We start from the raw sequence: 24,624 nt of genomic DNA, 5'->3' as shown, positions 1-24,624 counted from the left end.
TTATAGTTTTACTTTGTTTGCAAATGACATGCTGCAAAGTGCTTACTATCTGTTTCGATAAAGTTAGGCTCCTGTGTTTTGCAAATATCCATTGCTACAGGACATCTTGTATGAAACCGACATCCGGCAGGCGGATTAGATGGACTTGGAACATCCCCTGTAAGAATAATCTTTTCTCGATGCACATCAGTGATATCTGGAACAGAGGACAGGAGCGATTTTGTGTAAGGATGTTGCGTTTTTTCATATAGTTGATCGCGAGTAGACAATTCAACAATTTTACCTAAATACATTACAGCGACTCGGTCACTAATATGGTGAACAACACTTAGATCATGCGAAATAAATAGATAAGTAAGGTTCAATTGTTTCTGTAAATCCTCTAACAAGTTAATGACCTGAGCTTGAATCGACACATCTAAAGCTGAGACAGGCTCGTCACACACTATAAGTTCTGGATCTAGTGCCAATGCACGAGCAATTCCCACCCTTTGTTTCTGCCCTCCAGACATTTCATGAGGAAATCTATCAAGGAAACGATTTGCTAGTCCCACCATATCCATTAACTCTTTAATTTTTGCTTCCCCATTTTGTATTTTATGAATTTTGAAAGGTTCTAATAAAATTTGCTTAATGGTTCTACGTGGATTTAAGCAAGCAGATGGATCTTGAAAAATCAGCTGTGCCTTTTTAGCAAAATTTTTCCGTTTTGATTTTGAAAACTTTGTAATATCTTCGCCATTAAATAAAATTTCAGATCCCTGGTCAGGTGTATATAGACCAAGCAATGTCCTGCCTAATGTACTTTTACCGCAACCACTTTCACCGACAAGACTAAAAGTTTCACCCTTTTTTATCGTAAAAGAAACATCGTCTACTGCTCTAAGTAAGCCTTTTTTTCCATCTGGGCTTTTGATATGAAAGGTCTTTTTCAAGTGTGAAACCTCTAAGATATTTTCTGTCCCATTACTGTTCAATCCCACTGCTATATGATTGGAATTATTTTGTCCCATTCACCATGGCCCCTTTCAGATCCGTCATAAATGAAGCATTTTACTTCACGACCATCCTCTAGTTGAAATAATGGTGGGGATTCCAATATGCATCTCTCTGTTGCGAACTTACAGCGAGGATGAAAACTGCAACCTCTTGGCATATTCAGCGCATCAGGGACACTACCTTCAATCGCCTCAAGTCTTTCTACTTTACTGGAAATTTTAGGTATGGCATTAAGCAATCCTTTTGTATACGGATGAAGAGGATCAGCAAATACTAACTCAGTTGGACTTTTTTCAACAATTTGTCCCGTATACATAACTACTACTTCCTCACACATTTCTTTCACAACACCCAAATCATGAGTGATCATAATAATACTCATATTCCTCTTTTTCTTCAGACTGTTCATTAAATCTAGAATTTGCGCTTGAATAGTAACATCTAATGCAGTAGTAGGCTCATCAGCAATTAATAGTTTGGTATTACAGGCTAAAGCGATAGCTATCATAATTCTTTGTCGCATACCACCAGACATTTGATGTGGATACTCATGAAATCGCTGCTCCGGAGAAGGGATTCCTACCATTCTTAGTAATTCAATTGCTTGTTTTTTTGCCTCTTGTTTACTTACATCTTTTTGATGAATCAAGATTGGCTCCATAATTTGCTTACCACAAGTATGTAAAGGATTAAGTGAGGTCATCGGCTCTTGAAATATCATTGATATAGAATTTCCTCTAATCTTCCTCATTTCACGAGGTGAGAGTTTTAACAAATCTAAACCATTAAAATCAATACTTCCTGTGATTTCAGTATTAGCATTTTGTAAAAGTCCCATTATCGTAAGGGATGTAACACTTTTGCCACTACCACTTTCACCAACGATTCCTAATGAACGCCCTTGGGCTAATTCAAAGTTTAAATTATCTACTGCTTTGACAACACCTTGGCGTGACTTGAATTTAATCGTCAAATCCTCCACTTTTAGTAATGTCATCAGTTTCACCTCTTTCAAAAATATATTGTTTAAAATAACGACGAATTAATAGACTGATAATTCAGAAAATTAAACAGAAGTTTGCTTGAGGAACATTTCATTCACTATATAAATCCATTCTAAAATTCCCTTTTTGTTCAGGGAAACCTTACTCGTTTAATTAAAAATTACTGGCGTGATTACGGAAAGTAATACAGTTTCTTGGTTTAAAGGATTTTCCCATATATGAGTTAGATTTGAAGGGAAATGGATGGCTTCTCCTTCACGCAAATAGTATTCCGTCTGGTCTACTGTGAATAATACAGCCCCCTTTAGAACGTAATAAAACTCTTCACCCGGATGCTTAAATGGTTCGTTTTCTTTTTGTAAAGGTTTTATTGTTACGAGAAATGGCTCTATTTTTCTATCTGGAAAGTTATTACTCAACCTTACATAAGTAGAATCAGAGCTTTCTATTTTAAAAGGTTTTTGATTTTGCTTTTTCACTGCGTAATTTAGATCTTCCGTCTCCTCGAAGAAATGAATCATCTTCACACCAAATGCGTCAGCAATTTTTTTTAATGAGGTAATAGCTAAAGATGATGTCCCTCTCTCAATTTGGGATAAGAAACTAACCGATAATTCTGTCTTTTCACTCAATTCCTTTAAAGTCATACCTTGTTCAAATCTTAATTGCTTTATTTTTTGAAAAATTTCTTCCATAACTTAACTCCTTTCTCATAAAAGAAGAATAATTACTGTATAACAGTAATTTATTACAATCTTATCATAATTTTTTTAAATGTAAATTAATATTTAAAATATTCTTTATATTCATAATACAATATTTTCTTAAGATACCTTTGATAGATAGCAGGAATATCATAAAAGATTCGTTGATTTTAACTCAATAATACGTACTGGAATGCTGTCTATAAACGAGTGGGTAGAAATAAAGGATGGATATATTAGTGTATAATCAACTAATAAAGTAGGCGATCAGAAATTATAGTGGAAACAGAAAGTGGAAAAGAACATTTTAAAAAAATTGTAATTTTATGGTCGTTAAAAGGAGTTAGAATAGCAGGTGGGTTTTAATGAAACTGTAAAATGGTAAATAGGCTGCTCCATTATGAAGCTTATATAAATGATAACTTATTTGCAGTAATTATCTAAAAGATCTTCAAAAAATCATTTTTTACAATAAAAAAAGAATCTGTTTTTGAAAAAATTAATCAAATTCGATTCTTTCTTTATGAAGTATTAAGTTTGATATTTCTGAACTTCAATAATTGCGTTCTCAACTGAGCTGTTTGCTAGGGGTTGGCCATCTATGATAAGTATTGTAGCCATCGGAATTGGTTTGTTCTCTTTCATTTACCTTAATTCGAATGGACATTCCATCTCCTATATTGGTATTGATAGAAAACTTGCCATTAAAGGCCCGTACCCTCTCTTGCATCCCCCTAATCCCCATTGAATCGGCAAGAATGATTTCATCCATTTTACATCCTATACCATCGTCAAAATAATTGACTTCAAAACCCTCTTTGGCTTCTAAGAGATGAATTTCAACAATGTTAGCATGCGAATGTTTCAAGGCATTATTCAATAGCTCTTGGAAAAGACGATAAATCATTAAGTTTAAACGTTCATCCTCTAAATAAAGACGATCAATGGTGTAAATTAAAACAAATTCTGCACGTTTATGAACTTTTTGAATAAGTTTCTCAAGCGCTGCATTTAAACCTAATGTATCTAATAGTGGCGGTTTTAAATTTTCACAATATCCTCTTAAATCATTTAACGATGCAATCATATGGTCATGAACTTTTGAAAGTTTCGTTTGTATATTTATTGTTTTCTTTGCATGAATAACTACATCCATTTCCCTTGCAATATGTAGCTGTTCTTGTAAAATCGTATCGTGTAACTCTTGTGCCAATTGATACTTTTCTTCTTCAAATCGTAACCAAAGTAGCTTATTGAGCCACGGTAACTGATTATTATCGGCTTCCTTCATATGCTTTAATTGTTCTAAAAGATCTTCAACCATTTTCGTATTTTCTATAAAATTATTTAAATATAGAAGCAATAATTCAAGCCATAATAATTCCTCATCCTTTAGATAGATAGATTTATTATGATCTACGACTAATATTCTTTTATAATTTACATCTTGGTGTATAAAAGCAATATAAAAATGCTCTGTTTTCTTGATATCACCCAAGCTTAGTTTGTCTAGTAATACTTCATCAATTTGATTTTGTGTATATTCTTTTGATTTGCTTAAAAAAGTAATTTGTTGTGTTTGTAAATCATAAGTTAGTACGTCTATATGATTAATCTCAAGATGTAAAGCAACTTCATGAACAAATTTCTCCAATAAGTCTTCAATTTTTACGACTCTTCCAATACTATCAATGGTCGTATACATTCTATGGATATAATCTCCTTTTGTTGAAAAAAGGATTTTTCGCTTATGATAATCTATTTTTTCTTTAAAATAGAACAGGGTTATTAATGAGAGGAAGGAAAAAAAGAAAATTTCCGACATTCTTGAAATAGCTATATCAGTTATCCAGTAGAGACCTATTAATAGCCAAACTGTAAAAGCAAATGAAAAATTAAAATAATGACGAAAACGAGTTATATAGTACTCCATATCAAATATACGTTCAGTGAGCTGTGTAAATATAAAACTGTATGGTATAAGCATTAAAAATAAGGAGCATATATCAGCAGAAAGTATATATTTATGAAAAATAATTTGCGGTATGGCAAACAAAAAAAGAAATGGTAAGAAAGGGCTAATAATACCTAATAAAAAAATTTTCAATTGAGGGGTTTTATATTTTGAGTAGCCTATCCCTAAAATACCAAAAATTATGATTAATAAAATAAAAAATAACCACAAGGTAAAAATAGAGAATAAAGTATTTGTAAATGGGTAGATGATGCTAAAAATACTAAAAGAAGAAACTATAATTAAAGGAAGTATATATATTATTTTAATATTGTAGATAAATAACCATTTTAAATTCAAAAATAAAAAATAATTTCTTAAAAAGTGAATCAAAAGAACAAGACAAAGTATCATACTACTTCGATTCACAACTGTCCCAACATTATCTAACCTTGCTGATGCACCAATACTAACATAAGCCAACGATACTGTAAGAATAAACAGAATAAGTAAATTTATTAAACTTGAATTCTTTTGTTTCTTATATAAGTAGAGAGAAACAATTAAACTTAATAAAAAATAACATGCTGGTAAAAAAAATAAATACAAAAGTTGTTCAGGAATATCCGATGGTGCTAGTTGTAAATGAATTAACTGTCCATTTTCTTGCTTCTCCAACGTTAACTCTTTAGCTACTCTAATTACAGGATCATAATTAATAATATTTAATTCCTTAATATTGTTACCATCAACTTCTAAAATAATATCCCCAGCTGAAATCCTTTGCTTATTTGCCCATTCCTTAGAATATGGTTCAATTATTAGCCATTGTCCATTCTCTTCTTTCAATTGAATGCCCAAATAGGGCGTACTATAAGTAACATAAAGCAAATAGCTTCCTAATATAAGATATGTACTTATAGTAAGCCATAGCCAATTATTTTTTAAAAAGTTTAGTGCCAAACGCCATTTTCTAAACATGTCTCATCCTCATCAAAGGATGTTATGATTGCCTTCTGCTCAAGCTCTGTAACACCAACTAGAGAAGCCTTATTTTCTTTTAACAATGTAAGTAGCGACGGGTTTTTTTCCAAATACTGAATCACGTTAATCATAAAATCTCCTCATTTCATTAGTTTTTATAGTTACATTTTCTAATATTATGGATTAATAATCCATAAATGTATCTATACCTATATTATACTTTTATTATCCAATTTTTCAACTTCATTTTCTAAAAAATGCTAAAATTTAATATATTAGGAGTTGATTTTGCTAAAAACAAGCTTAATCTCCTTCATTTTTTGACAATTTAATTTTAGGTGTCGATATAAACTAGCTCAAATTCTAATTTTTTTGCCCTAATAAGGAATTAAATGATTTGAATATTAATTTCAAAATCATATTTCATTAATCTTTTTTGGACTCTTAATGACATTGGAATAACACCAAAATGGGAGCACCTTTTTCGCTTTCCCAAAGCTCAACAAAAAAGCAGTATCCATTAGGGAAATCATCTAAATACGCTTCATCATCAAGGCAAATATTATTTTTAAACTTCGAATACCATTCAGACCTAACATCATTTTTCGATAATTGCTCTAACTTGCCTTTCTGTTCTCAAATCATAAAAATATAGTTTGGTAGGATTTAATCTAAATGAAAAAAACCCTGAGTAATTTCATACAAGGTTCAATTCAAACGGCTGTCTGTCTTCTTTATTGATTAATTGTACGTGCCAGTGGCAAAACGAAAGAGAAAAACATTGAAAATATTCATGAATACAAAGAAGTTCAGAAGAAAATTGCAGAGAAAGAAAATGATTTAGAGCATTTGCAACAAGAGAGTACTCTGCTAGAAAAAGAGATTGGAGACAAGAAAAAAGAGTTTTTAACATTGAGCGAAAAACTTCCTGGTGACGGACAGGTGAAGATCCGCACGAAGGGTAAAGAGGTCAAAACCGAAGTAATACAGAGAATGATTGGGAAATCAGAGGTTATTGAGAAGGAAACCGAAAATCTTATTGTGACAGCTAAAGAATTAAAAAACATGCAAGAAATGATGAATGCAGCGTACCAAGTAAAAAAAGATTATGAGCGTCTGCAGAAAACGGATTTGGTGCAAGAAAATAAAAAATTACGAGCAGAAAATAAAGAGTTGAGTGAAGCAGTTGATAGTCTTTATGACAGCTTTCAAGAAGTTTCTACTGAAAACAGACGACTCGAAAACGACAATAGGGTTTTAACGGAATATATAAGCGATTTAAAGGCTGAAATTAAATTTCTTTACCAAATTTTGCCAAAAAAATTTGGTAAAGAGCGTACAAGCAATGCTATGGCCTTTAAAGATGCTTTTAAGAGTTTGATAGATAAGGTGAAACAAAAAGCGCCTGGGGGCGAATTTGAGAAGGCTCATAAGCGTGAAGTGAGTAAAGAACGTGATAAGGGGTTGGAAAGATAAAAAAAAGAGGGGTCAGGGGTTGGAACGCTGATTTGTTCATATTTCTATTCCTCATTCATGGGTTCACATAATTGAACCGGGTTTACTAGAAAAAAGTCTGTAACTGTCCGTTTTAATATTCGAGTAAAACGACAATAGATTTTGGAGGATATTTTGAAAAAAACTCTGGGAAACTGTAAAGGTCGTAGGAAAATTCCTGCCAAGTGAAGACGAAGTTTTTGGGAGTGTTCGTACACTCTCGTAGTTTGTCTTTATAATCCAAACCGAAAAAAAAAGAGCAGCGATTGCGACCCTTTTTTTAGCAAAATATTGTGGAATGCACTTTAAAACCTATTAAATAAATTAAATACCATAGAAGTAGTCATCTAAACCTTGTGCTGCTATAGGTCCAGCGACGAGATACATAGCAGCTTGATATACATACTTATAACTTTTGTAATGTGCAGGAGTAATGCCATATTTAACCTCTAATTGCTGACCTACATATTTGCCGAGCCCGTAAGTAGTTGCAACGATAGCGCCGCCTGCAGCAACCAAACCAGTTATTATCGCTGTGAGATCCTTTAGAGGACCCGAGGTTGCACGATATTCACCATCATTATCTTTCAAAAGTTTATTAAACTCCTGCTCAAACTGAATCTCTTGTTCTTTAGTTAGATTGTTTTCATTTGCGAATTGTGAGGAAATCTCATTTACCAATAAGGAGAGCTCGCTGCTATTTAAACTTGATGACTCCTCGATAACTTTTGTTGGAAGTTCGCTTGCGTTAGCAGAACTAAAAGGTACTGCCGATAAGAACAACGTTGCAGACATTAGAACTACAATTTTATTCTTTATGTTTTTCTTCATGGTAACCACATCCTTTAGTTAGATTTTTTAACCAAAAAAACAGGAAGCAAATCTTGTAATTTGATTTTTAAGTTTATCTCCTCCAATTAATTACATTTAATAGAATATATGGAATTATAAGTAAAGTCAAATTATATGGTCCGATTGTTTTGTAAAACTCTTCTTGTTATTTATTTGGAATCTGACATCTGCTTCTTTATCTTTTCTATTTCTTCTTTTAGTTTTTTGTTTTCGACTTTTAACTCCCTTACTTGAGGTATAGTGAATAATAAACTTGCTAGTGTTAAATATGTGACAATTGTAGTTGTAGTTAGTGTCATGAACATGAAGGAGAATCCCCCCTTTTTTTTAATGAAGAACTTCGTTATTACTATTTGTAATAACAATATTCTCTGTACGAATTGTTGCCCTTGCATCTGTTTGGTTAGTAATTGGATCGATTATCTCCTCAACTACTTTTTGAATCCTTTCATCGCCTAATGCTAGTTTTGACTTAAGCAGGACAACCGAACAAGATACATCTAACATTTTATTTTCCCCAGTAGCAATAGGTGCTAATACCAACTTAACATTCTTACGATCTACCTTTAATTGATTCGCAATATTGGTCGTTAATTCTTCTCCTTTTTTATTGAGCCAATTTTGCATTTGCTCATCAATTTCGTAAATGGGCTTTACAACCTTACTCTCTCCATTTGGTAATTCTTCGCGCATCTCTACCTTAACATTTGGAGTGTTCGAACCTGCTACAGCTTGTTTTTCAATAAGAAAATAGATCATACCAGCTAAGGATAGTAATAAGATTAGAATTAATATAGTTTTATTTTTCATGTACATCACTTTCATCCATTTTTAGTTAACATCATATGAATAGTCTCCTACTACTTTGCTTCCTACAACACTACTAAGACTAACTTTATTAAAATTAACAGTTTTATATGCCCAAAGTACACGTGTATATTTTATATAACCACCTGTATCTACTATGAGGTTACCGTTTGTATTACCAATCCAAGTATCATTATTTCCTAAAGTATAACCTGAAGGGGCAGTCCCTTTAATGGAAACCTTATTAACAGTTAGCCTATACGCATCTTTCCCTGAAGATACAGGGTCTCCAGTAGTATAATTTAGAGTATAAACTGTAGTGTCTCCAGTACCTACTATATTATTTAATGTAAGTGTGTAATTGTATGTTGTATTTTCACTTACAGAATAAGAACTACTACCAATTGCTCTTGCTTTTAATGCTTCTTGATTGGAGATTTTAGCATATACTACAATATTCTCTTCAATAGGTATCTCAAATATTAAATGACTTTGTCCATTAAAATCTACGTCATTGGCATATTCATTAAGATAATCAAAGACAACCTTCAATCTCCCATTAATTTCCTGTTGATCAATAACTTTTTCATCAGTTATTTCATAATTACCATCATTCTTTTCGGGCTCAATTGTTTTAGCAAAGCCTGCGTTTGTGGTAATTCCCATTAAGATTACTAATAGTAAAGCACATAGAACTTTTTCATATTCATTACCTTTTATAATATAAAATTTAATCTAGATGGTTTCACTAGTTTGTTAAGCTAATCTTACCATTACTTATTTTGGTAATTCAACGAAATATTACCGCCACTTTTTTGGCGCTCTATACAATAAAACACGCCAAATACCGCCATTGGCATTGGCGGTATTTGGCGTGTTATTATTTTTTATTCTACAAAAAATATTGTTAATATATAATTAATAAAACAAAGGAGGTTTTGAAAATAATTACTGCTATTGTTGTTGTAATTGGAGTTATGTCCATCGGATTAATCATTTTCGGGGTATTCAATATTGTTATAAAGAAAAAGAAAATCATCAATATGTATACACCATTTGACGATTTAACTAGAGGAACTAACAATACAAACAGTGATAAAGATTTACAGGAACAGACAAAGTATATAGATCCAGTTGAAAAAGATGAATCAAAATAATTCACATAGTGGGTTTATTCTACTAGATTTTCAAAAGAGAAAGATTAACTATTTATTCCATCTTTCTCTTTTTAAATTTGAGGTTTAGAAACTATGATACTACCACGATAGTTACCGCTTCAGTAACACTTTATAAACGATAAATTACAAATTTCCTTGGATTGCCGTTTCATCTAACTACTCCATAGAAATTCAGCGCTTCCATTAAACTAGTAAACTAACTAATTAGTCAAATATCGAGAGCAGTGCTTGCCAAATTGGTATGTTCACTCCACATGAAGGACAGTTTGTCTCACCAGCCAGATATGGCAAATGGCGAGCAAGACCGTGTTCGCCAATCGCCATCACTTGATCCGCTAACATCGCTTGATCTGCATCCAAATACTGAGATGCAGGTATAACTATTTGAGCCTGTTGTTCTTCTTCAAACACAGGGTCTTGCGCAAATGCCTGTATGTGCCCATCCTCTTCATTCGGCCACAAATATACTTCCTGGTTGCACTCTTGACACACTGCAATGTACTCATCCCCTGCCGTAAATGTTAACAGCATATTCGCCAATTTGTTTGATCCCCGAAAGGCTGAATCTGCGATAAGAATATAACGTTTCTCTACATCATCAATTGGAGCAAGAGCAGTGTGGGTAACCACCTCTTCACTTAAAGAAGCTATATCACGTATGGCCTCAATATATCCACTGTAGATGTCCTCACAGATTGATGCTCCCACATCCTCAGCGAGTTCCACCCAAGCTGTAGGATACGGCATTGAATCGTTCTTGTCACGGCTTGCTTCTATGATGCCGCATGTAATAAAAAGATGGCGCTGCACTTCAGGATCTTTCGTCATACGAGCCATCTTTGCTAAATAAGGAACAGACGCATATGTGACCGTATAAATCGTGTTCTGATGAAACAAGTATTCCTGAAAGAGCTCATCAGCCGTTTCTTGGTTATACTCCTGCATCAACTGCTGTAGCAGCATTGGTACGTTCTCTCCAGATCCATAAGGTCCCATCAGCTTCCCCCATGTATCACTAGTCCATTCAAGCAAAGTAAGCGCCCCCTTGTTTCCCTTTTTGATTGTCTGCTTTCCAAAAAAAAGCTTCTCTTGTATTCATCGAGAATTATAAGCATATATTTACTTTGTTGTTGGACTTTTTTCAAAATCTCTACATATTCAACGGGACTTTTTCCTTTGAATTTTATCTAAATCCAATTTTAGAGCATAAAAAATAAATCAAAAAAGCATATTTTAGAAATCCTAAGATATGCTTTTTGTTTATTTTTGTATTTCATATCCATTAAAATCAACTTTGGGAGTTCACTTCATTTTTATAATGTTCTGCTAATGCATTTGCAGCAATAATTGCTTGATACACATCATCAGGAGTAACTGGATGTGGCATATTCTTCATGGTATCCTCTTCAGCACATGCAGTTTCTGCTACACTTCTCCATTCATCTTCTCGGAATTCATCCATACCAAGATCATTTAAGGTTAATGGTAAACCAATTTCTTTAATAAATTGAATAACAGTTGCAATTTCCTCTTTCGGTGCACTTTCTAAAACAAGCTGTGTTAATAAACCAAATACTACTTTTTCACCATGTTGTGCACGGTGAAGGGATGGAACGGCGGTCATTCCATTGTGAATTGCATGTGCAGCAGCTAAGCCACCAGCTTCAGCACCAACACCACTTAAATATATGGTCGCTTCAATTGTGTTTTCAACTGCAAGCGTAGTAATTCCTTGATCCACGGCAATTTTAGCTTGTAGACCATATTCTAAAATAGTGTCATAACACATTTTAGCAATTCCAAGTCCCGATAGTGTTGGCTTTAAATTCACCAAATTATCACCATTTTTACGGTAGCATGCTCGTGCTTCAAAATAAGTAGCAAGAGCATCACCAATACCAGCTACAAAAAAACGTGTTGGTGCAGCTGCTAATATCTTTGTATCAGCTAACACAATATCTGGGTTTGAGGGTAAGAACAAATAACGATCAAATGAACCATCAGAATGATAAATAACAGCGAGTGCTGTACATGGTGCATCGGTTGAAGCTATAGTTGGAAAAATTACAACAGGTAATTGCTCATAATAAGCAGCAGCTTTAGCTGTATCTAATGTTTTTCCCCCTCCAATACCCACAATGATATTTGCACCTGATTGTCTTACCGCCTCTCGGTGTTTATCAATTTCTTCTTGTGTAATTTCATAATTGAATTTCACAAATTCACTTTTAAATCCCTCATTTTCAAAAGACCTACCAGCTTCTTCCTTTGCTCGTTCAAGTATAAACTCATCACATATTACATAAGCATGGTCACCATAAATCTTTGTGTAATTAGATAATACTTCTAATAAATTTTGACCCACTATGAATTTTTTAGGTGATGTAATGGACTTCGGCTTTTTTAACATTTAGAATATTCCCCTTATAATCAGATTTCTTATGTATTATTTACTATCAGCAAAAAAATATAAGAAAAATAAAAAGAACTTCTAAATTGTTTTAGACTATCTCCAAACATCGAGGAAACTACACTCGATATCTTTTAGAATAGTCAAATATGTATGTAAGATTTTGATTACAGCAAAATGAGTGTACCTATTTGATAAAAGTATTGTCCTCTTTTGTACATACATGAATTACTCCAGTTCTACTGACATGTACAAACACATCTTTAATTTCACTTTTTAAAATCTGTTCTATTGCGTATTTAATTTCCCATTCCTTAACCTGGCCATTAGTATTAGAAATGCTCACATGATTCACCTTTTTATCTTTAATATGTACAATTATTGTCCCTTTGCGTTCGTAGACTTTTATAACGCTTCCAATAAAATCAGCTGTAACTTTATCTACGTCAACGACACCTTCATTTGTTATATCCCGAAATGTTCTTTTTGAAAATTGATAGATTATAGCCATTTTAGTTCCCTCCATCAGCTTAGTCTCCATTGAATGCTTGGAATTACGTTGTTAAATAGCTAAATTACCTCAAACAGCTTTATAAATTTTGCCTCAAAATTGAATGGAAGCTCTTTGTTAAAATTCCTAAAAATAAAAAATTAGACTCAAATCTCACATCATTTGAGTCCAATCTTTTTGCGCAATGAATAACATTTATCATGTTACATTAATAAAATAACATATTGTTCTGAACAATTTCTAAACAAGCAACAGCAGAATGAAAAACAATGCCATTATAATGATTACATAAATACCTTCTTAAAGTAGAACAATCACCCTCGTATTATATAACTGAACATCATCCCTTAGACTCACTATGACAATAAAACAAAAAAATAGTAAATATTATTGTAAGCTAGCAAAAATCGGTATAAAGGTGATAAAATAGCTAAATAAAGGGGGATGCAAACATGGGGAAATTAAGCAAGAGGAATATATTATGGATTGTGCCAATTGGGATTTTAGGGGTATTTTGGTACTTTTACGGTCCACAAAAGGACATTACAGATAATGAATATATTACATACGTTAAAAATTATTCCTTTGAAAACAATCAAAAATCGTTAGAATCTGGATTGGCAAGTGCTTGTAAAAATCCATACTGGGTATATTTTGAAACGCAAAAAGGGCAAAAGGTTGTAGAGTTTAAAGGAGATTGTCCAATAAGTCATAAAGAAAAGAAAGTGAATATTCAATTTTTAGTGGATAATGATAGAACAAAGGTATGGTACGGTGCGATGCTCATTGATAATAAAATGCAGGACGAAAAGGATCGAGACAATTACCTCCTCACTCTAGCTGGTGACTAATAGTGAAAGCTCTCGTTTAAAAGCAAAACGAGAGCTAATTTAAAATTATAGGGTTAATCAATCGTAAATACGGATTGGATTATCCCTCGATGATAAAAAAACCTAAAAACTATCTTTATTTCACTGCTTTCCAAATGGTCCATCTATCCTTTTCAACTATCGTACTGTCTGTGTCCAGTGAATCATCTATATGCTTTACTAATTGTTGCAGCTCTTCCTCTTCTAATTCATGTAAAATACTTCTACCTGTTCTATTCCTAATATCTTGGAGTAATTGTGCTTTTTTCTCATAGACTTTTCTTGTTTCCCACAGCTTGACTTCCTGTATCTCCTTAAATCCAATTTCCTTTAGTGTTTCCAGTACTTTTTCACTACTATGTCTACGCGTTATTTCATGCTCCTTTAATTTAGGGAAATACTCGAAGAAATAACCTCGTATATGACTGGCATCGCCTTTTAAAAGACAGTCTTCTGGTGTACGATCCTGGATAATATAGATTCCATCATCCTCCAATATTCGATACGCCTCTTGAAAACATGCCTTTAAATCTTGAATATGATGAATTAATGCTCGTTCGAGAATTACCTGAAAGCTACTGTTGTCTAAGCCTGTATCCAATGCATTTCCCTGCTTAAATGTAATATGATGATAATCCTTACAATTTTCCCTCGCTCCCACCAACATAGCCTTAGAAAAATCTACACCAATGACAGAAGCTACGCCCAATTCTACTAATGCCCTAGAGTAAATTCCTCCACCACATCCAATATCAGCAGCTCTAGAAATATTTACTAACGGAACAAGCTTTTTAATCGTTTCCATCCATGAGAAATCTGCATACCGAGTTGTATACGTTGATTGATTGTTCATATTGTGGAAATCAATGCCCATCTTCATCACTCTTTTCAAAATTTATATGGATAATCTTGTATTCTTATTGTAAACCTCTTCTAAACATAAAAAAAATTAATGTTAATTATCATTTTCGATAAGCTAAACTTATCAAAATCACAATAAACAACTCATGCCATTCATAAATATTAGCATGAGTTGTTTTTATAATGATCAAACTATAACCGAATCTACAGACTGAATGATGTGACGTTCTAATATTCTAATTTCTTTATTTAGTTTCACAATAGCCTTTTCTATTTGTTCAAAGCGTTCCCCATAACGAGCGCTTCCATTTTTGGTCTGCATCTTTTCTCTTAATGACGCCTGACCTAAGTATAACCCTTCTAGCAAATCTAACTTTTGAAAATAAGCTGTACTATATTGTAATTCCATCGGTATAAAGCCCCTAACCTATTCCTATTTTTTCTTTCCTAACACCTAGCTTCTTATTAGCACTATAACCGAAAAATGAATCTACAAAACTACTACAATATCACTATTTAATAACCAATAAATGGTGTTAAATAAGATGATGAGCTTCAGCCTTTAAAATGGAATAAATCAATGTATCGTATGCCTCACCGTTTTGGTACATATAGTCTCTAAGAATTCCTTCCTGTTGAAACCCTATTTTCATAAGCAATTGATTAGAAGCCTCATTTTCTAAAAATACAACAGCTCCTATTCGCGTTAGCCCCATGTCATTAAAGCCATAAGAAATTACTTTAGTTACCGCTTCCAATGTATAGCCCTTTCGCCAATAATCTGGATGAATTTCATAGCCAATTTCGGCTCGTTTATGTGTTGGAGACCAAACATTGAAACCAACAGTACCGATAATTCCCTTTGTTCCTTTTCGTTCGATGCCCCAACGTATCCCCCTTTTTTCAGTGAAGTTTTTTGAAAAAAGCGTTATTAATTTTTCTGCTTGCTTAAATTCTGTAAATGGTTCTTGCCCATAATATCGTGTCACTTCCTTATGAGAAAAACAATGAAAAATGCTTCTTGTATCCTCCAGTGTCAGCTCACGTAAAATAAGTCTTTCTGTCTCTAAAATCGGAAACATATAACCCCTCCTTCAATCTATTCTATTCATAGTAATTATTGCTATATATATAAAGTTAAATTATACTATATATGACTATGCACTCCTACTTCAAGCATATTAAGGTGATAACATGACATCCTATGAACGTATACTAATAATGGTCCCGCCTTTTCCCTAGCTACTCTAATCTACTCTTTCATTAAAAAGTAGATTTTGCTTGTAGGAGGGCAATAAGTTGAAAAAACATGTAGCACCATCTTTACTATTAATGATTGTACTTGTGGCATTTCCACAGATTAGTGAGACAATCTATTCTCCGTCTCTTCCTGATATTTCGCATGCATTGAATACTTCAAATAGTGCCGTACAGCTCACTTTAAGTATTTATTTTATAGGGTTTGCCATAGGTGTATTTTGTTGGGGATGGCTTTCTGATTTTATTGGACGTAGACCGGCAATGTTAGGCGGTTTAATTTTTTACGGAATTGGCTGTTTCATGTGTTTTTATGCTGAAACGATATCTTTTCTATTGGTTAGTCGATTTATTCAAGCTTTTGGAGCAGCAACAGGTTCCATTATTACGCAAACAATTTTACGGGAAAGTGTTTCTGGTAGTAGAAGACATGCAATGTTTGCACAAATTTCTGCCGTCATTGCTTTTACCCCTGCAGTGGGACCACTCATTGGTGGCTGGGTCGATCAAGCACTTGGCTTTAGAGCCGTTTTCTTTGTTCTCGTTGCAATGAGTATGTTGCTTTTTATCTACACCTATTTGAGGCTTCCTGAAACAACAGATAGATCAACGAGAAAAAGAATCGCTATTATTCCAGTTGTAAAGCGCATTCTTTCATCTCCTAAAGTCCTTGTTTTTGGCTTGTTAATTGGTGGCATAAATGGTTTGTTATTCAGTTACTATGCTGAGGCACCATTTATTTTTATTGAGCACTTTCATATATCTCCAGGTCTCTATGGGTTTCTTGGCATCTTTGTGGCACTTGCTTCTATTATTGGAGCAATGATTTCTAAAAGACTCGTCATCAATTTCAAGCCTGAAAAAGTAATCCATTTAGGCTGCTATGTGATGATTGCTGGCGCTATTTTACAATTAATCGTTAGTATATTACCGTTTTCTAATCATGTACTATTTACTAGCATAATAGGTACTATATTTATAATGTTATTAGGGGCAGGTATTGCTTTGCCCAATTGCTTAAGCTTAGCTCTTGTCAGCTTTCAAGATGTGATTGGTACAGCAGGTGCTATTTTCAGTTTAGGCTATTACCTGCTAGTGAGTCTTATAACTTCTGGCATGAGTCTCTTGCATAATGGCTCCTTACTCACAATGCCTCTATATTTCGTGATTTTAACAATGATTATGTTATTCTTCGGAAGAAAATTTATAGTTTAAATATAGTAGCGGGCATATTTAAGCATTAGAACTTCCACTATAAGCCACCCTATTTTTTCGGGGTGGCTTTCCTGTTATTGAAAATAGTGATCAACAACTTCCTCAGCAGAATGAAAAACCATATTGCTCTGTGTCTTATAAATAAATTTCGGTGACATACAGGCTTTTTCAAGACTTTTAGCTTTCTTTAATTTATCCGTCATCTGCTCGATAATTTCTGAGTAGCCATCAAGATTATTGGATATCTTCGGTATCATCGAATCTGTCATATCTAAAACTATGGAAACTTGATCTTCAGCATAATTATTTAAATTAACGAAAAAGCATTCCTCCAAATTCTTAGAATGCTTATCAATATTGATAACAGCCTCTTGATACTTGGCAATAAATCCTGTGGATGTCTTAGTAATGGTAAAGCCTTGTTCTGTTAATTTTTTATCCATAGCATCTAATAATTTATTAACTTCCTCGTCCATTTTAGGTGTTACCGTTGATTGTATTAAGTCATCACAATTCTGATAAATAGTATCAATCTCTGCTTGCTTTTCAACAAGTAATTTAAAATTCGACATCGAATACACACGAAATCTCCCCTTTTTTATAAGTTTGACATTTGGGAGTGTTTTTTAGTCATCTTTCAGCTATATATTTTTATAGCTCTTATGTATTAAAGCGTATTACAATGCCAATTCAGTAAAATGTTACATATAGCATTATAATCATTCAAATTTCCTTTAAATCTTTTTTCAAATAATAATGCTTAAATTCTCTACCTACGTTATCTATACAACCATACACTTGATAACCATTCTTTTTATAAAACTCTAGAGCTTGAAAACTTAAAGTATCTACTTTAATGAAATCACAATCTTTTTCTATTGCAATGTTTTCAAGCTCTAATAATAATTTAGTACCGTAACCCGATTTCCTTACTCCACTATCTATTATAAAAGTATGAATTTCCAACCAGTTCCAACATATCTCACTAAGAATCCCACCTCGAACATGTCCTTTATCATCCTTAAGAAATAGACAGATTTCTTCATACCTTCCTCGCAAATCTTGTGGAAAATGTTTTAAATTAAACCTGTAAAGTTCGTCGTTAATATATTGCTTATCCTGAATATTTAATTCTTTAGTAATACGAAGTGACATTGTACATTCCTCCTATTTGTAATTGATCCTGATATTAAAAAATAAGCCAATGCGATATAGAATCACATTGACTCAATATTAACTATTATTCATCTAATTCTTTTAATACGATATTGAAATACCCTTCATATACCTTATGAATCAGTAACAATTTGTGTTAATCAAGTAATTTCACCATTGTATAATAACTACTACCAGGCGGATAATCTTTTATTTCTCCAACAACCTGATAACCTCTCTGCTCATAAAATGTACGTGCTTGAAACTCATATGTAGTTAACAATGCTCTTGTTGCACCCATTTCCTTGGCTGTTTTTTCTGCTGTGTCTAATAACTGTCCACCGATGCCTTTTCCACGGTAATCTTTACTAAACCAAAACTTATTAATTTCAACCCATCCCCAATAAACCTCTGCCGTGATGCCGCCAATCCATTGTTGCTCATTATCAGTGACGATGAGATTTAAGGGACATATCGAACCCTTTTGTCTGCTTTCCTGATGGTATTGTGAATGTTCATCATTATAGTCACGAATTTTAGCATTTAAAAAATTAGTGAAAGCATCGTGCTTCTCTTGTAAAATTTCAACTTGATAGTCCATCTAATTTCTCCTTTCAATCCTGATAACGCTTCATTAGCTTATCTTGATGAGCGTTGAAAATTTCTTCTAAGGAAATATCATACTTATTAGCGATTACAATAATATTCCCTAAAACATCGCCAAGCTCCTCTATTAACTCTTGCTTATTTTCTTCATACGATTGAACCTTTTCATCTGGTCTGTCTCTGCCAATTTCTAAAGCTCGAATAGCTCTTGCCACTTCTCCTGTTTCTTCAGCAAGAAAACCAATACGAGTAAAAATATTCAATTCAGACCATCCACGCGTATCATAGTATTCCTTTATCCATTGCTGGAATTCATTTATTTTCAATTTTCAGTCCTCCATTTCATTCCTCTCAAAATTAAATTATACTATACTATGAAACTTCTATCAGTGGACATTTTTATCACTGATTGGTGTGTAGAATTGAGAGGTACAGGTAGATTTTCATTTATTTGTGTTATTCCCTGTTAATCGGAGGAAACAATCAGATTAGATTTGGAGGAGCTATATATGAATAGTATTGCAGTATTTTGTGGATCAAGCATTGGAGCTTCAGAGGCCTATCGTGAAGGGGCTATTCAACTTGGCAAGGAATTAGCCAAGCGTCAAATTACCTTAATTTATGGAGGAGCTAGTGTTGGAATCATGGGTACAGTTGCAGATACAGTTCTGCAGGAAGGTGGTAAGGTCATTGGCGTTATTCCTACATTACTGGAGGAGCGAGAAATCTCCCATCAGCATTTAACAGAGCTGATCGTGGTCAATACGATGCACGAACGAAAAAGTAAAATGATGGAGCTAGCTGATGGCTTTATCGCATTACCTGGTGGCCCAGGTACATTGGAAGAGTTATTCGAAGTATATACATGGAATCAAATTGGTCTTCATCAAAAGCCATGTGGCATTTTGAATATCAATCATTATTATGATTTACTCATTTCATTCTTTGACCATATGCAGAATGAGCAATTTTTACAAGCACATAATCGTGATACATTGCTAGTTGACGAAAATATTGCGGCACTCTTAGATAAATGCGCTACCTATGTGCCACCCGCAATTAAAACATACCAGCTTTCAAAATAAAACTATCACTGCATGGTATTATTTTTTACCATGCAGTTCACCTATCAAAAAGTCAGCATAAGTTTTTCCCCGTATCACTCATTTACTATCCTTTATCCTATACTTCTTTACGATTTTTCACAGCTACTACTGCAATAATAACCATGATTAGCTTCACCACCAATATAATTATGTAAATGCTAAACGATATAATAGCCGGCAATAATACTAGCCACCAAGACCATGAAATAACATCTGTAAGCTTTAATACAATAAAAACTACTGTTAAGACTTCTGCAATTCCCATAATGTCCTCACCTACCATCTCTAAATTTTCCCCTAAAAAAAGTAAGTTATCCTTTGTACTACTACTATTACTATTATACAACGATTAGATAATCACACCCTACTATGTTAACTTTTTGAAAAAAACGGAACCTTTTGACTGGTAAATCGTATAGATAATGGAAACACAATTTCAGTCATAAAGGAGACAACCAAAGATGAAAAAACCGTTTAAAAAAACTTGGATGATGGCTTCAGCATTAACATTAGGATTAGCTGTTTTGACACCACTTCAGGCAGGAGCTACTTCCGTGCAAACACCCAACAATGCTACAGTTCAAATGGAACAGCAAATTACTGGGACAATTACAGATAATTACGGAGATGGGATCAATCTTAAAGGAAAAGACGGGAAAAATTACTTTATTAGCTTCTATAAATTTTCTAAGGAACAATTAGAAAAATTAAATTTAACAGAGGGACAGGAAATCTCTGTGGAAGGATCCATTGTTAACAGTTATTCTGATTTCTACACATTCGAAGTTTATAAAAGAGATCTACCAAAAGAAGTGACAGCTGAGGAACTAGCAAAATTAGAAAAGTTATTTAATGAGATGAAAAGACTTGAAAAAGAAGCTAGTGTGCTTGAAGATACCTCTATAGAAGCGGCAGAAAAGAAATACGATGAGATTGCTAAAATCTATGAGGATATGTATAAAATCACAAAGCCTTACATCTTAGCTAGCTGGGAGCCTCAATCCTTTGATGAGTATTTACAAGATTTTGGATTTAGTGAAAATAATATCGTCATTGATGCCGAGGACAAAAAACAGCTTAAGGTAATTTATGATGAATGGGTGAAACTTGCAAAAGCTGGTATTGAAGAAGACAAGGCAGATGAAAAATATGAAGCTTTTTATACAATTCTTCAACCTTATTTAGATAAACTTTATCCTCCACAAACATTTGAAGAATATATGGCAGACACGGAATTATCTATTCCTGCCGAAACGTTAGCCAAGCTAAAAACAATCTATGACGATGCTCAAAGGGCAGAAAAAGATAAAAATGATGAACTTTCTGAAAAGCTATGGACTGAATTTTATAGTATGATGGATGATTTCTATACACCCCAAACATTTGAAGAGTACATGGCTGACTTTGCTTTCGAAGTGAGTGAGGCTGATAAAAAGCAATTAAAAGCGCTTTATGAAGAAATCTTAGCTTTTGATAAAAAAGTAGAGCAAGAAAAAATTGATGCAAAATGGGACGCTTTTTATACTATTTTAGATCCGTATTTTAAAGCAAACAAAGAAATTCTAATTTCTGCTTCTAAGCTAACACTTAACGGTCAGGTTTACCTTCCTCAATAATTGAAAATCACCTTAACGTTTCTTTCGAATTGTGGGTTTTTCTTAATCTGGTAGTGTTATGTTCCTGTGGGAAAGGGAGTGGGTTGCATTAATAAATTTCGAGTAAGAAGATGGCTAAACTTACATGCTGAAAATGATATAATCGTAACGAGTAAGCATTATAAAAGATTAGGCGAAATAGGGTTAATAAAAATAATTATAATGGGGTCGTATAAAGGAAAAAAAATATCCTTTGAACCTGAATTGTTTGAAATACTCCCCTCCTTCCCTTCAGTCGATGCTAAATCATTAGCCAAATTAACTCAGGACTTTACAGAAATGCTAAGGGATAATTATGAAAGAGGAAATAAAAAACCAACTCATTATATTTAAAATACAGGTATTTTAAAAAATTCCTAGCTATGTGTTTTCATAAATAGCTAGGGATTTTTTCTTTTCCTCTTTCAATTTTCTTCACTCCAGTTTGATTCATTTCAATTAAAAAGCTTTCGAGAAAGTATTTCCTAATTTTTTTCACAAGATAAAACTTTTTGCAATGGCAATACGTCTAATAATTGGTAACAAGTTGAATAAAAGGAGACATGTTGATGAGAAAACCACTTAGAAAAACTTGGATGATTGCTTCTGCACTAACATTAGGAATGGCTGTTTTTACACCGCTTCAAGCTGGAGCAACCTCACAGGAAACAACAAAAGATGTGACGATCCAAATCGAACAACAAATAAAGGGAACTATAAAAAATATTGTAGGAGACGGGATCGATGTAAAAGGCAAAGACGGTAAAAACTACTTTATTGGTTTTCACAAATTTTCTGATGAGCAAATTGAAAAAATGAACTTAGTTGAGGGACAGGAAATTACTGTAGAAGGAAGTGTATTAAAGGATTATGCTGAATTCTACACATTTGATGTGTATAAAAAAGGATTACCTAAAGAGATACCAACTGAAGATCTAAAGAAATTGGAAAGCATGTTTACTGAAATCAAAAAATTAGAAAAAGAAGAGAAGTATGAAGAAGTAGAAAAGATGTATGCTGCAATGGATAAAATCACAAAGCCTTATGTATTAGCCAGTTGGCAGCCAATATCCTTTGAGCAATATATAGATGAATATGGGTTCGGTGAGAAAAATATTGTGATTAAGGATAGTGAGAAAAAGCAACTAAAAAGCATCTATGAAGAGTGGGTAAAGTTTGAGAAAGCAGGTAAAGAAGTCAAAGCTCAAGAAAAGTTTGATGAATTTTATAAAATCTTGCAACCATATTTAGATGAGCTATATCCACCTACTCCCTTTGATGAGTACATGGCGAGTATGGAATTAGACATTCCTGCTGACGTTGTCGTAAAACTAAAAACAATTTATGAAAAAGCTCAAAAAGCAGATAAAGACAACAGTATTGAGCTTTCCGATCAGCTATGGGGAGAATTTTATGAAGTAATCAACCCGTATTTTAAACCAATTCCGTTTGAGGAGTTTATCACTGACTTTGATTTTGAAATTCGTGCAGCAGATAAAAAACAAATACAATTATTATATGAAGAAGCTATAACTCTTGATAAAGATGGAAAACAGGAGCAGGCTGAAGCTAAATGGGATGCTTTATACAAAATACTAGATCCCTACTTCCTAGAAAATAAAGAAATTTTAATCTCCGCTTCTAAGCTTACTTTTAAAGGCCAAACGTATCTTCCGCAATAGATAAATGAAGTGCTGGGACATAACTAAATGGTTCCTTCATAAAGCCAAATAATCTCTAAATCAACAAAACACAATAAATAGAGAAACCGAACTAATCCGAAACACTTCATGAGCATTTCATTGGATAGTTCGGTATTTTTGTGGGCTGAAACACGTTTGTCTCAGCCTCTTTTTATTAAAAGCAGACTATTCCTGTGCTAGCCCCATAGCCTGTAACATCGTTGTAAATTTCGCAGAGATTTCATTATATTCACTATCCTGCTCAGAGCTATTGACAATGCCTGCCCCTGCAAATAATGTAATATCCCTATGATTAATTTCAGCACAACGTATCGTAATTACCCATTCCCCATCGCCATAATGATCCATATAGCCAACAATTCCAGTATAATAGCGTCTATTAAAGGGCTCCGTTTTCTGTATAAACTCTAATGAAGGCTTTTGTGGTGCCCCACAGATGGCCGGTGTAGGATGTAATAGCTGTGCTACATCCAATACAGTCGTCGTATCATTTTTTATTTTTCCCTTTATGACAGTGGATAAATGCATCATTGTATCTGTATAAAGAATAGCTGGTTTTTCATTGTACTCTATTTCTCCTAAATGGGGTTCCAATTTCTCACAAATATAATCCACAACAATTTTATGCTCATGTAAATCTTTTTCTGCATGGAGTAGCTCGTTCTCTATAGCCTTATCTTTTACCAAATCATAGGTTTTTTTACGTGAACCCGCTAAAGGATTAATCGTTACAATATTTCCTTCCTTTTTCACAAGTAGCTCTGGGCTAGCACCAATCAGATTTTGAGCGTTATCCAAGGCAATAGAAAAAATATAGCCTTGTTTATTTTTGTGTAGTAAATTCGTTAACCATGCTGTGATGGGTGGCTCCTCTTGTAAACGAAATTTTAATGATCTTGCAAGCACAACTTTGCTAAATTGTTGCTTACGAATGGAATGTATTGCTTCTTGAACCATTTCGTTAAATTGAAGTCTGCTAGGTAAATCAATGCTGTCCTCTATTGACAAGGGTTGGTTTGCAGTTTGTAAATCATCGATCAAATTGGAATGATGGTAATTTACAAAGGTATCTGGAATAATAATCGTTGCTTTACTACGTTGATCAAATGGGATTGCTCCAATAATCATCGGTGCTTTAAATTCCTTTTGAATTGCCCTAATTTCTTCTATAAGCGCTATAGAATCATTCATAGCCAATTGAAACCTTGTTTGCTCCCCATTGAATACTAATAATCTTTCAGGCGTCTTCAAAAAGGTATCATTGTTGCTAAAATGATTAAGGATGTCAGATAGTTTAATATTTTCCATAGTCTCCCCTTAC

29 protein-coding genes are annotated in these 24,624 nt (G+C 33.5%); 8 read left to right on the top strand and 21 right to left on the bottom strand.

Annotated features, from left to right (window positions below; all coding sequences use genetic code 11):
• Window positions 1–8: 8 nt before the first annotated feature.
• The 5 genes from AC2CGN_RS06800 to comX all read right to left on the bottom strand — a co-directional run bounded on the left by AC2CGN_RS06800 (window position 9) and on the right by comX (window position 5,776).
• Window positions 9–1,013, bottom strand: a complete 1,005-nt coding sequence (locus tag AC2CGN_RS06800) for an ABC transporter ATP-binding protein (protein ID WP_484512842.1) — start codon at window positions 1,011–1,013, stop codon at window positions 9–11.
• Window positions 986–1,996 carry an ABC transporter ATP-binding protein gene (locus AC2CGN_RS06795; protein ID WP_484512840.1) on the bottom strand — a complete coding sequence of 337 codons (1,011 nt, stop codon included), beginning with the start codon at window positions 1,994–1,996 and terminating at the stop codon, window positions 986–988. The genes AC2CGN_RS06800 and AC2CGN_RS06795 overlap by 28 nt, the downstream gene beginning before the upstream one ends.
• Window positions 1,997–2,152: 156 nt before the next feature.
• Window positions 2,153–2,698, bottom strand: a complete 546-nt coding sequence (locus AC2CGN_RS06790; RefSeq protein ID WP_286926723.1) for a helix-turn-helix domain-containing protein — start codon at window positions 2,696–2,698, stop codon at window positions 2,153–2,155.
• Between the two features lie 577 nt (window positions 2,699–3,275).
• A complete protein-coding gene (locus tag AC2CGN_RS06785) occupies window positions 3,276–5,642 on the bottom strand; it encodes a sensor histidine kinase (RefSeq protein WP_484512838.1) in 2,367 nt (788 codons plus the stop codon).
• Window positions 5,615–5,776, bottom strand: coding sequence for a competence pheromone ComX (gene comX / locus AC2CGN_RS06780; protein WP_286926725.1), 162 nt, complete (start codon window positions 5,774–5,776; stop codon window positions 5,615–5,617). The genes AC2CGN_RS06785 and comX overlap by 28 nt, the downstream gene beginning before the upstream one ends.
• A 718-nt stretch (window positions 5,777–6,494) precedes the next feature.
• Here comX and AC2CGN_RS06775 point away from each other — a divergent pair.
• Window positions 6,495–7,121 carry a short coiled-coil protein gene (locus AC2CGN_RS06775; RefSeq protein WP_484512835.1) on the top strand — a complete coding sequence of 209 codons (627 nt, stop codon included), beginning with the start codon at window positions 6,495–6,497 and terminating at the stop codon, window positions 7,119–7,121.
• A 342-nt stretch (window positions 7,122–7,463) separates the two neighbouring features.
• Here the strand turns inward: AC2CGN_RS06775 and AC2CGN_RS06770 are convergent, their stop codons facing one another.
• From AC2CGN_RS06770 to AC2CGN_RS06755, 4 genes are all read right to left on the bottom strand, one after another.
• Window positions 7,464–7,970, bottom strand: coding sequence for a hypothetical protein (locus tag AC2CGN_RS06770; RefSeq protein ID WP_484512833.1), 507 nt, complete (start codon window positions 7,968–7,970; stop codon window positions 7,464–7,466).
• 170 nt (window positions 7,971–8,140) lie between these two features.
• Window positions 8,141–8,290, bottom strand: coding sequence for a hypothetical protein (locus tag AC2CGN_RS06765; RefSeq protein ID WP_484512831.1), 150 nt, complete (start codon window positions 8,288–8,290; stop codon window positions 8,141–8,143).
• 28 nt (window positions 8,291–8,318) lie between these two features.
• A complete protein-coding gene (locus AC2CGN_RS06760; RefSeq protein WP_484512829.1) occupies window positions 8,319–8,801 on the bottom strand; it encodes a hypothetical protein in 483 nt (160 codons plus the stop codon).
• 21 nt (window positions 8,802–8,822) lie between these two features.
• Window positions 8,823–9,464 (bottom strand): hypothetical protein, encoded by a 642-nt coding sequence (locus AC2CGN_RS06755; RefSeq protein WP_484512827.1) that lies wholly within the window; start codon window positions 9,462–9,464, stop codon window positions 8,823–8,825.
• 272 nt (window positions 9,465–9,736) lie between these two features.
• Between AC2CGN_RS06755 and AC2CGN_RS06750 the strand changes: the two genes are divergently transcribed.
• Window positions 9,737–9,955 carry a hypothetical protein gene (locus AC2CGN_RS06750; RefSeq protein WP_286926730.1) on the top strand — a complete coding sequence of 73 codons (219 nt, stop codon included), beginning with the start codon at window positions 9,737–9,739 and terminating at the stop codon, window positions 9,953–9,955.
• A gap of 225 nt (window positions 9,956–10,180) precedes the next feature.
• Here the strand turns inward: AC2CGN_RS06750 and AC2CGN_RS06745 are convergent, their stop codons facing one another.
• The 3 genes from AC2CGN_RS06745 to AC2CGN_RS06735 all read right to left on the bottom strand — a co-directional run bounded on the left by AC2CGN_RS06745 (window position 10,181) and on the right by AC2CGN_RS06735 (window position 12,897).
• Window positions 10,181–11,008 (bottom strand): hypothetical protein, encoded by an 828-nt coding sequence (locus AC2CGN_RS06745; RefSeq protein ID WP_484512825.1) that lies wholly within the window; start codon window positions 11,006–11,008, stop codon window positions 10,181–10,183.
• A 256-nt stretch (window positions 11,009–11,264) separates the two neighbouring features.
• On the bottom strand, window positions 11,265–12,386 hold the full coding sequence (locus tag AC2CGN_RS06740) for a glycerol dehydrogenase (protein WP_484512823.1): 1,122 nt from the start codon (window positions 12,384–12,386) through the stop codon (window positions 11,265–11,267).
• A 187-nt stretch (window positions 12,387–12,573) separates the two neighbouring features.
• Window positions 12,574–12,897, bottom strand: a complete 324-nt coding sequence (locus AC2CGN_RS06735) for a DUF1827 family protein (protein ID WP_484512821.1) — start codon at window positions 12,895–12,897, stop codon at window positions 12,574–12,576.
• Window positions 12,898–13,349: 452 nt separating this feature from the next.
• Between AC2CGN_RS06735 and AC2CGN_RS06730 the strand changes: the two genes are divergently transcribed.
• Window positions 13,350–13,748 carry a glucosamine 6-phosphate synthetase gene (locus tag AC2CGN_RS06730; protein ID WP_484512819.1) on the top strand — a complete coding sequence of 133 codons (399 nt, stop codon included), beginning with the start codon at window positions 13,350–13,352 and terminating at the stop codon, window positions 13,746–13,748.
• Window positions 13,749–13,863: 115 nt separating this feature from the next.
• On the opposite strand, the gene AC2CGN_RS06725 is transcribed toward AC2CGN_RS06730, so the two are convergent.
• From AC2CGN_RS06725 to AC2CGN_RS06715, 3 genes are all read right to left on the bottom strand, one after another.
• Window positions 13,864–14,640 carry a methyltransferase domain-containing protein gene (locus tag AC2CGN_RS06725; RefSeq protein WP_484513181.1) on the bottom strand — a complete coding sequence of 259 codons (777 nt, stop codon included), beginning with the start codon at window positions 14,638–14,640 and terminating at the stop codon, window positions 13,864–13,866.
• Window positions 14,641–14,814: 174 nt separating this feature from the next.
• The gene (locus AC2CGN_RS06720) at window positions 14,815–15,036 is read right to left on the bottom strand and encodes a hypothetical protein (protein WP_286926741.1); all 222 of its coding nucleotides are present in this window, start codon (window positions 15,034–15,036) and stop codon (window positions 14,815–14,817) included.
• Between the two features lie 127 nt (window positions 15,037–15,163).
• Window positions 15,164–15,709, bottom strand: a complete 546-nt coding sequence (locus AC2CGN_RS06715; protein WP_429987121.1) for a GNAT family N-acetyltransferase — start codon at window positions 15,707–15,709, stop codon at window positions 15,164–15,166.
• 217 nt (window positions 15,710–15,926) lie between these two features.
• Between AC2CGN_RS06715 and AC2CGN_RS06710 the strand changes: the two genes are divergently transcribed.
• A complete protein-coding gene (locus AC2CGN_RS06710; RefSeq protein WP_484512817.1) occupies window positions 15,927–17,099 on the top strand; it encodes a multidrug effflux MFS transporter in 1,173 nt (390 codons plus the stop codon).
• A gap of 74 nt (window positions 17,100–17,173) precedes the next feature.
• Here the strand turns inward: AC2CGN_RS06710 and AC2CGN_RS06705 are convergent, their stop codons facing one another.
• The 4 genes from AC2CGN_RS06705 to AC2CGN_RS06690 all read right to left on the bottom strand — a co-directional run bounded on the left by AC2CGN_RS06705 (window position 17,174) and on the right by AC2CGN_RS06690 (window position 19,186).
• A complete protein-coding gene (locus AC2CGN_RS06705) occupies window positions 17,174–17,671 on the bottom strand; it encodes a hypothetical protein (protein ID WP_429986693.1) in 498 nt (165 codons plus the stop codon).
• A 151-nt stretch (window positions 17,672–17,822) separates the two neighbouring features.
• Window positions 17,823–18,254 (bottom strand): GNAT family N-acetyltransferase, encoded by a 432-nt coding sequence (locus tag AC2CGN_RS06700; RefSeq protein WP_429985147.1) that lies wholly within the window; start codon window positions 18,252–18,254, stop codon window positions 17,823–17,825.
• 157 nt (window positions 18,255–18,411) lie between these two features.
• Complete coding sequence (locus AC2CGN_RS06695; RefSeq protein ID WP_429981494.1) at window positions 18,412–18,855, bottom strand: GNAT family N-acetyltransferase; 444 nt, start codon at window positions 18,853–18,855, stop codon at window positions 18,412–18,414.
• 13 nt (window positions 18,856–18,868) lie between these two features.
• Window positions 18,869–19,186 (bottom strand): MazG nucleotide pyrophosphohydrolase domain-containing protein, encoded by a 318-nt coding sequence (locus tag AC2CGN_RS06690; protein ID WP_429981493.1) that lies wholly within the window; start codon window positions 19,184–19,186, stop codon window positions 18,869–18,871.
• Window positions 19,187–19,369: 183 nt separating this feature from the next.
• Here AC2CGN_RS06690 and AC2CGN_RS06685 point away from each other — a divergent pair, with 183 nt between their 5' ends.
• A complete protein-coding gene (locus tag AC2CGN_RS06685; RefSeq protein WP_429985146.1) occupies window positions 19,370–19,945 on the top strand; it encodes an LOG family protein in 576 nt (191 codons plus the stop codon).
• Between the two features lie 97 nt (window positions 19,946–20,042).
• On the opposite strand, the gene AC2CGN_RS06680 is transcribed toward AC2CGN_RS06685, so the two are convergent.
• Window positions 20,043–20,312 (bottom strand): hypothetical protein, encoded by a 270-nt coding sequence (locus AC2CGN_RS06680; protein ID WP_484512813.1) that lies wholly within the window; start codon window positions 20,310–20,312, stop codon window positions 20,043–20,045.
• A gap of 115 nt (window positions 20,313–20,427) precedes the next feature.
• On the opposite strand from AC2CGN_RS06680, the gene AC2CGN_RS06675 reads away from it, so the two are divergent.
• The 3 genes from AC2CGN_RS06675 to AC2CGN_RS06665 all read left to right on the top strand — a co-directional run bounded on the left by AC2CGN_RS06675 (window position 20,428) and on the right by AC2CGN_RS06665 (window position 23,282).
• Window positions 20,428–21,582 carry a hypothetical protein gene (locus AC2CGN_RS06675; protein ID WP_484512811.1) on the top strand — a complete coding sequence of 385 codons (1,155 nt, stop codon included), beginning with the start codon at window positions 20,428–20,430 and terminating at the stop codon, window positions 21,580–21,582.
• Between the two features lie 66 nt (window positions 21,583–21,648).
• Complete coding sequence (locus AC2CGN_RS06670) at window positions 21,649–21,954, top strand: hypothetical protein (protein ID WP_484512809.1); 306 nt, start codon at window positions 21,649–21,651, stop codon at window positions 21,952–21,954.
• 215 nt (window positions 21,955–22,169) lie between these two features.
• Complete coding sequence (locus AC2CGN_RS06665; protein ID WP_484512808.1) at window positions 22,170–23,282, top strand: hypothetical protein; 1,113 nt, start codon at window positions 22,170–22,172, stop codon at window positions 23,280–23,282.
• A 186-nt stretch (window positions 23,283–23,468) separates the two neighbouring features.
• Here the strand turns inward: AC2CGN_RS06665 and AC2CGN_RS06660 are convergent, their stop codons facing one another.
• Window positions 23,469–24,611: an isochorismate synthase gene (locus AC2CGN_RS06660; RefSeq protein ID WP_429987116.1), complete on the bottom strand. Its 1,143-nt coding sequence runs from the start codon at window positions 24,609–24,611 to the stop codon at window positions 23,469–23,471.
• Window positions 24,612–24,624: the final 13 nt, after the last annotated feature.

This window comes from Lysinibacillus sp. DFXJR4 (assembly GCF_057196045.1).
This window is presented reverse-complemented; position numbering and strand designations above follow the sequence as displayed.

Excerpts from the sequence above, each read along its gene's own strand:
- AC2CGN_RS06715 (WP_429987121.1), bottom strand. The coding sequence starts at position 15,709 with ATGTTTCCGATTTTAGAGACAGAAAGACTTATTTTACGTGAGCTGACA.
- AC2CGN_RS06730 (WP_484512819.1), top strand. The coding sequence starts at position 13,350 with ATGGGGAAATTAAGCAAGAGGAATATATTATGGATTGTGCCAATTGGG.
- AC2CGN_RS06765 (WP_484512831.1), bottom strand. The coding sequence starts at position 8,290 with ATGACACTAACTACAACTACAATTGTCACATATTTAACACTAGCAAGT.
- AC2CGN_RS06770 (WP_484512833.1), bottom strand. The coding sequence starts at position 7,970 with ATGAAGAAAAACATAAAGAATAAAATTGTAGTTCTAATGTCTGCAACG.
- AC2CGN_RS06795 (WP_484512840.1), bottom strand. The coding sequence starts at position 1,996 with ATGACATTACTAAAAGTGGAGGATTTGACGATTAAATTCAAGTCACGC.
- AC2CGN_RS06660 (WP_429987116.1), bottom strand. The coding sequence starts at position 24,611 with ATGGAAAATATTAAACTATCTGACATCCTTAATCATTTTAGCAACAAT.
- AC2CGN_RS06700 (WP_429985147.1), bottom strand. The coding sequence starts at position 18,254 with ATGTCACTTCGTATTACTAAAGAATTAAATATTCAGGATAAGCAATAT.
- AC2CGN_RS06785 (WP_484512838.1), bottom strand. The coding sequence starts at position 5,642 with ATGTTTAGAAAATGGCGTTTGGCACTAAACTTTTTAAAAAATAATTGG.
- AC2CGN_RS06705 (WP_429986693.1), bottom strand. The coding sequence starts at position 17,671 with ATGTCGAATTTTAAATTACTTGTTGAAAAGCAAGCAGAGATTGATACT.
- AC2CGN_RS06790 (WP_286926723.1), bottom strand. The coding sequence starts at position 2,698 with ATGGAAGAAATTTTTCAAAAAATAAAGCAATTAAGATTTGAACAAGGT.
- AC2CGN_RS06725 (WP_484513181.1), bottom strand. The coding sequence starts at position 14,640 with ATGGGCATTGATTTCCACAATATGAACAATCAATCAACGTATACAACT.
- AC2CGN_RS06735 (WP_484512821.1), bottom strand. The coding sequence starts at position 12,897 with ATGGCTATAATCTATCAATTTTCAAAAAGAACATTTCGGGATATAACA.
- AC2CGN_RS06760 (WP_484512829.1), bottom strand. The coding sequence starts at position 8,801 with ATGAAAAATAAAACTATATTAATTCTAATCTTATTACTATCCTTAGCT.
- AC2CGN_RS06800 (WP_484512842.1), bottom strand. The coding sequence starts at position 1,013 with ATGGGACAAAATAATTCCAATCATATAGCAGTGGGATTGAACAGTAAT.
- AC2CGN_RS06740 (WP_484512823.1), bottom strand. The coding sequence starts at position 12,386 with ATGTTAAAAAAGCCGAAGTCCATTACATCACCTAAAAAATTCATAGTG.
- AC2CGN_RS06685 (WP_429985146.1), top strand. The coding sequence starts at position 19,370 with ATGAATAGTATTGCAGTATTTTGTGGATCAAGCATTGGAGCTTCAGAG.
- AC2CGN_RS06695 (WP_429981494.1), bottom strand. The coding sequence starts at position 18,855 with ATGGACTATCAAGTTGAAATTTTACAAGAGAAGCACGATGCTTTCACT.
- AC2CGN_RS06665 (WP_484512808.1), top strand. The coding sequence starts at position 22,170 with ATGAGAAAACCACTTAGAAAAACTTGGATGATTGCTTCTGCACTAACA.
- comX (WP_286926725.1), bottom strand. The coding sequence starts at position 5,776 with ATGATTAACGTGATTCAGTATTTGGAAAAAAACCCGTCGCTACTTACA.
- AC2CGN_RS06720 (WP_286926741.1), bottom strand. The coding sequence starts at position 15,036 with ATGGAATTACAATATAGTACAGCTTATTTTCAAAAGTTAGATTTGCTA.
- AC2CGN_RS06675 (WP_484512811.1), top strand. The coding sequence starts at position 20,428 with ATGAAAAAACCGTTTAAAAAAACTTGGATGATGGCTTCAGCATTAACA.
- AC2CGN_RS06755 (WP_484512827.1), bottom strand. The coding sequence starts at position 9,464 with ATGGGAATTACCACAAACGCAGGCTTTGCTAAAACAATTGAGCCCGAA.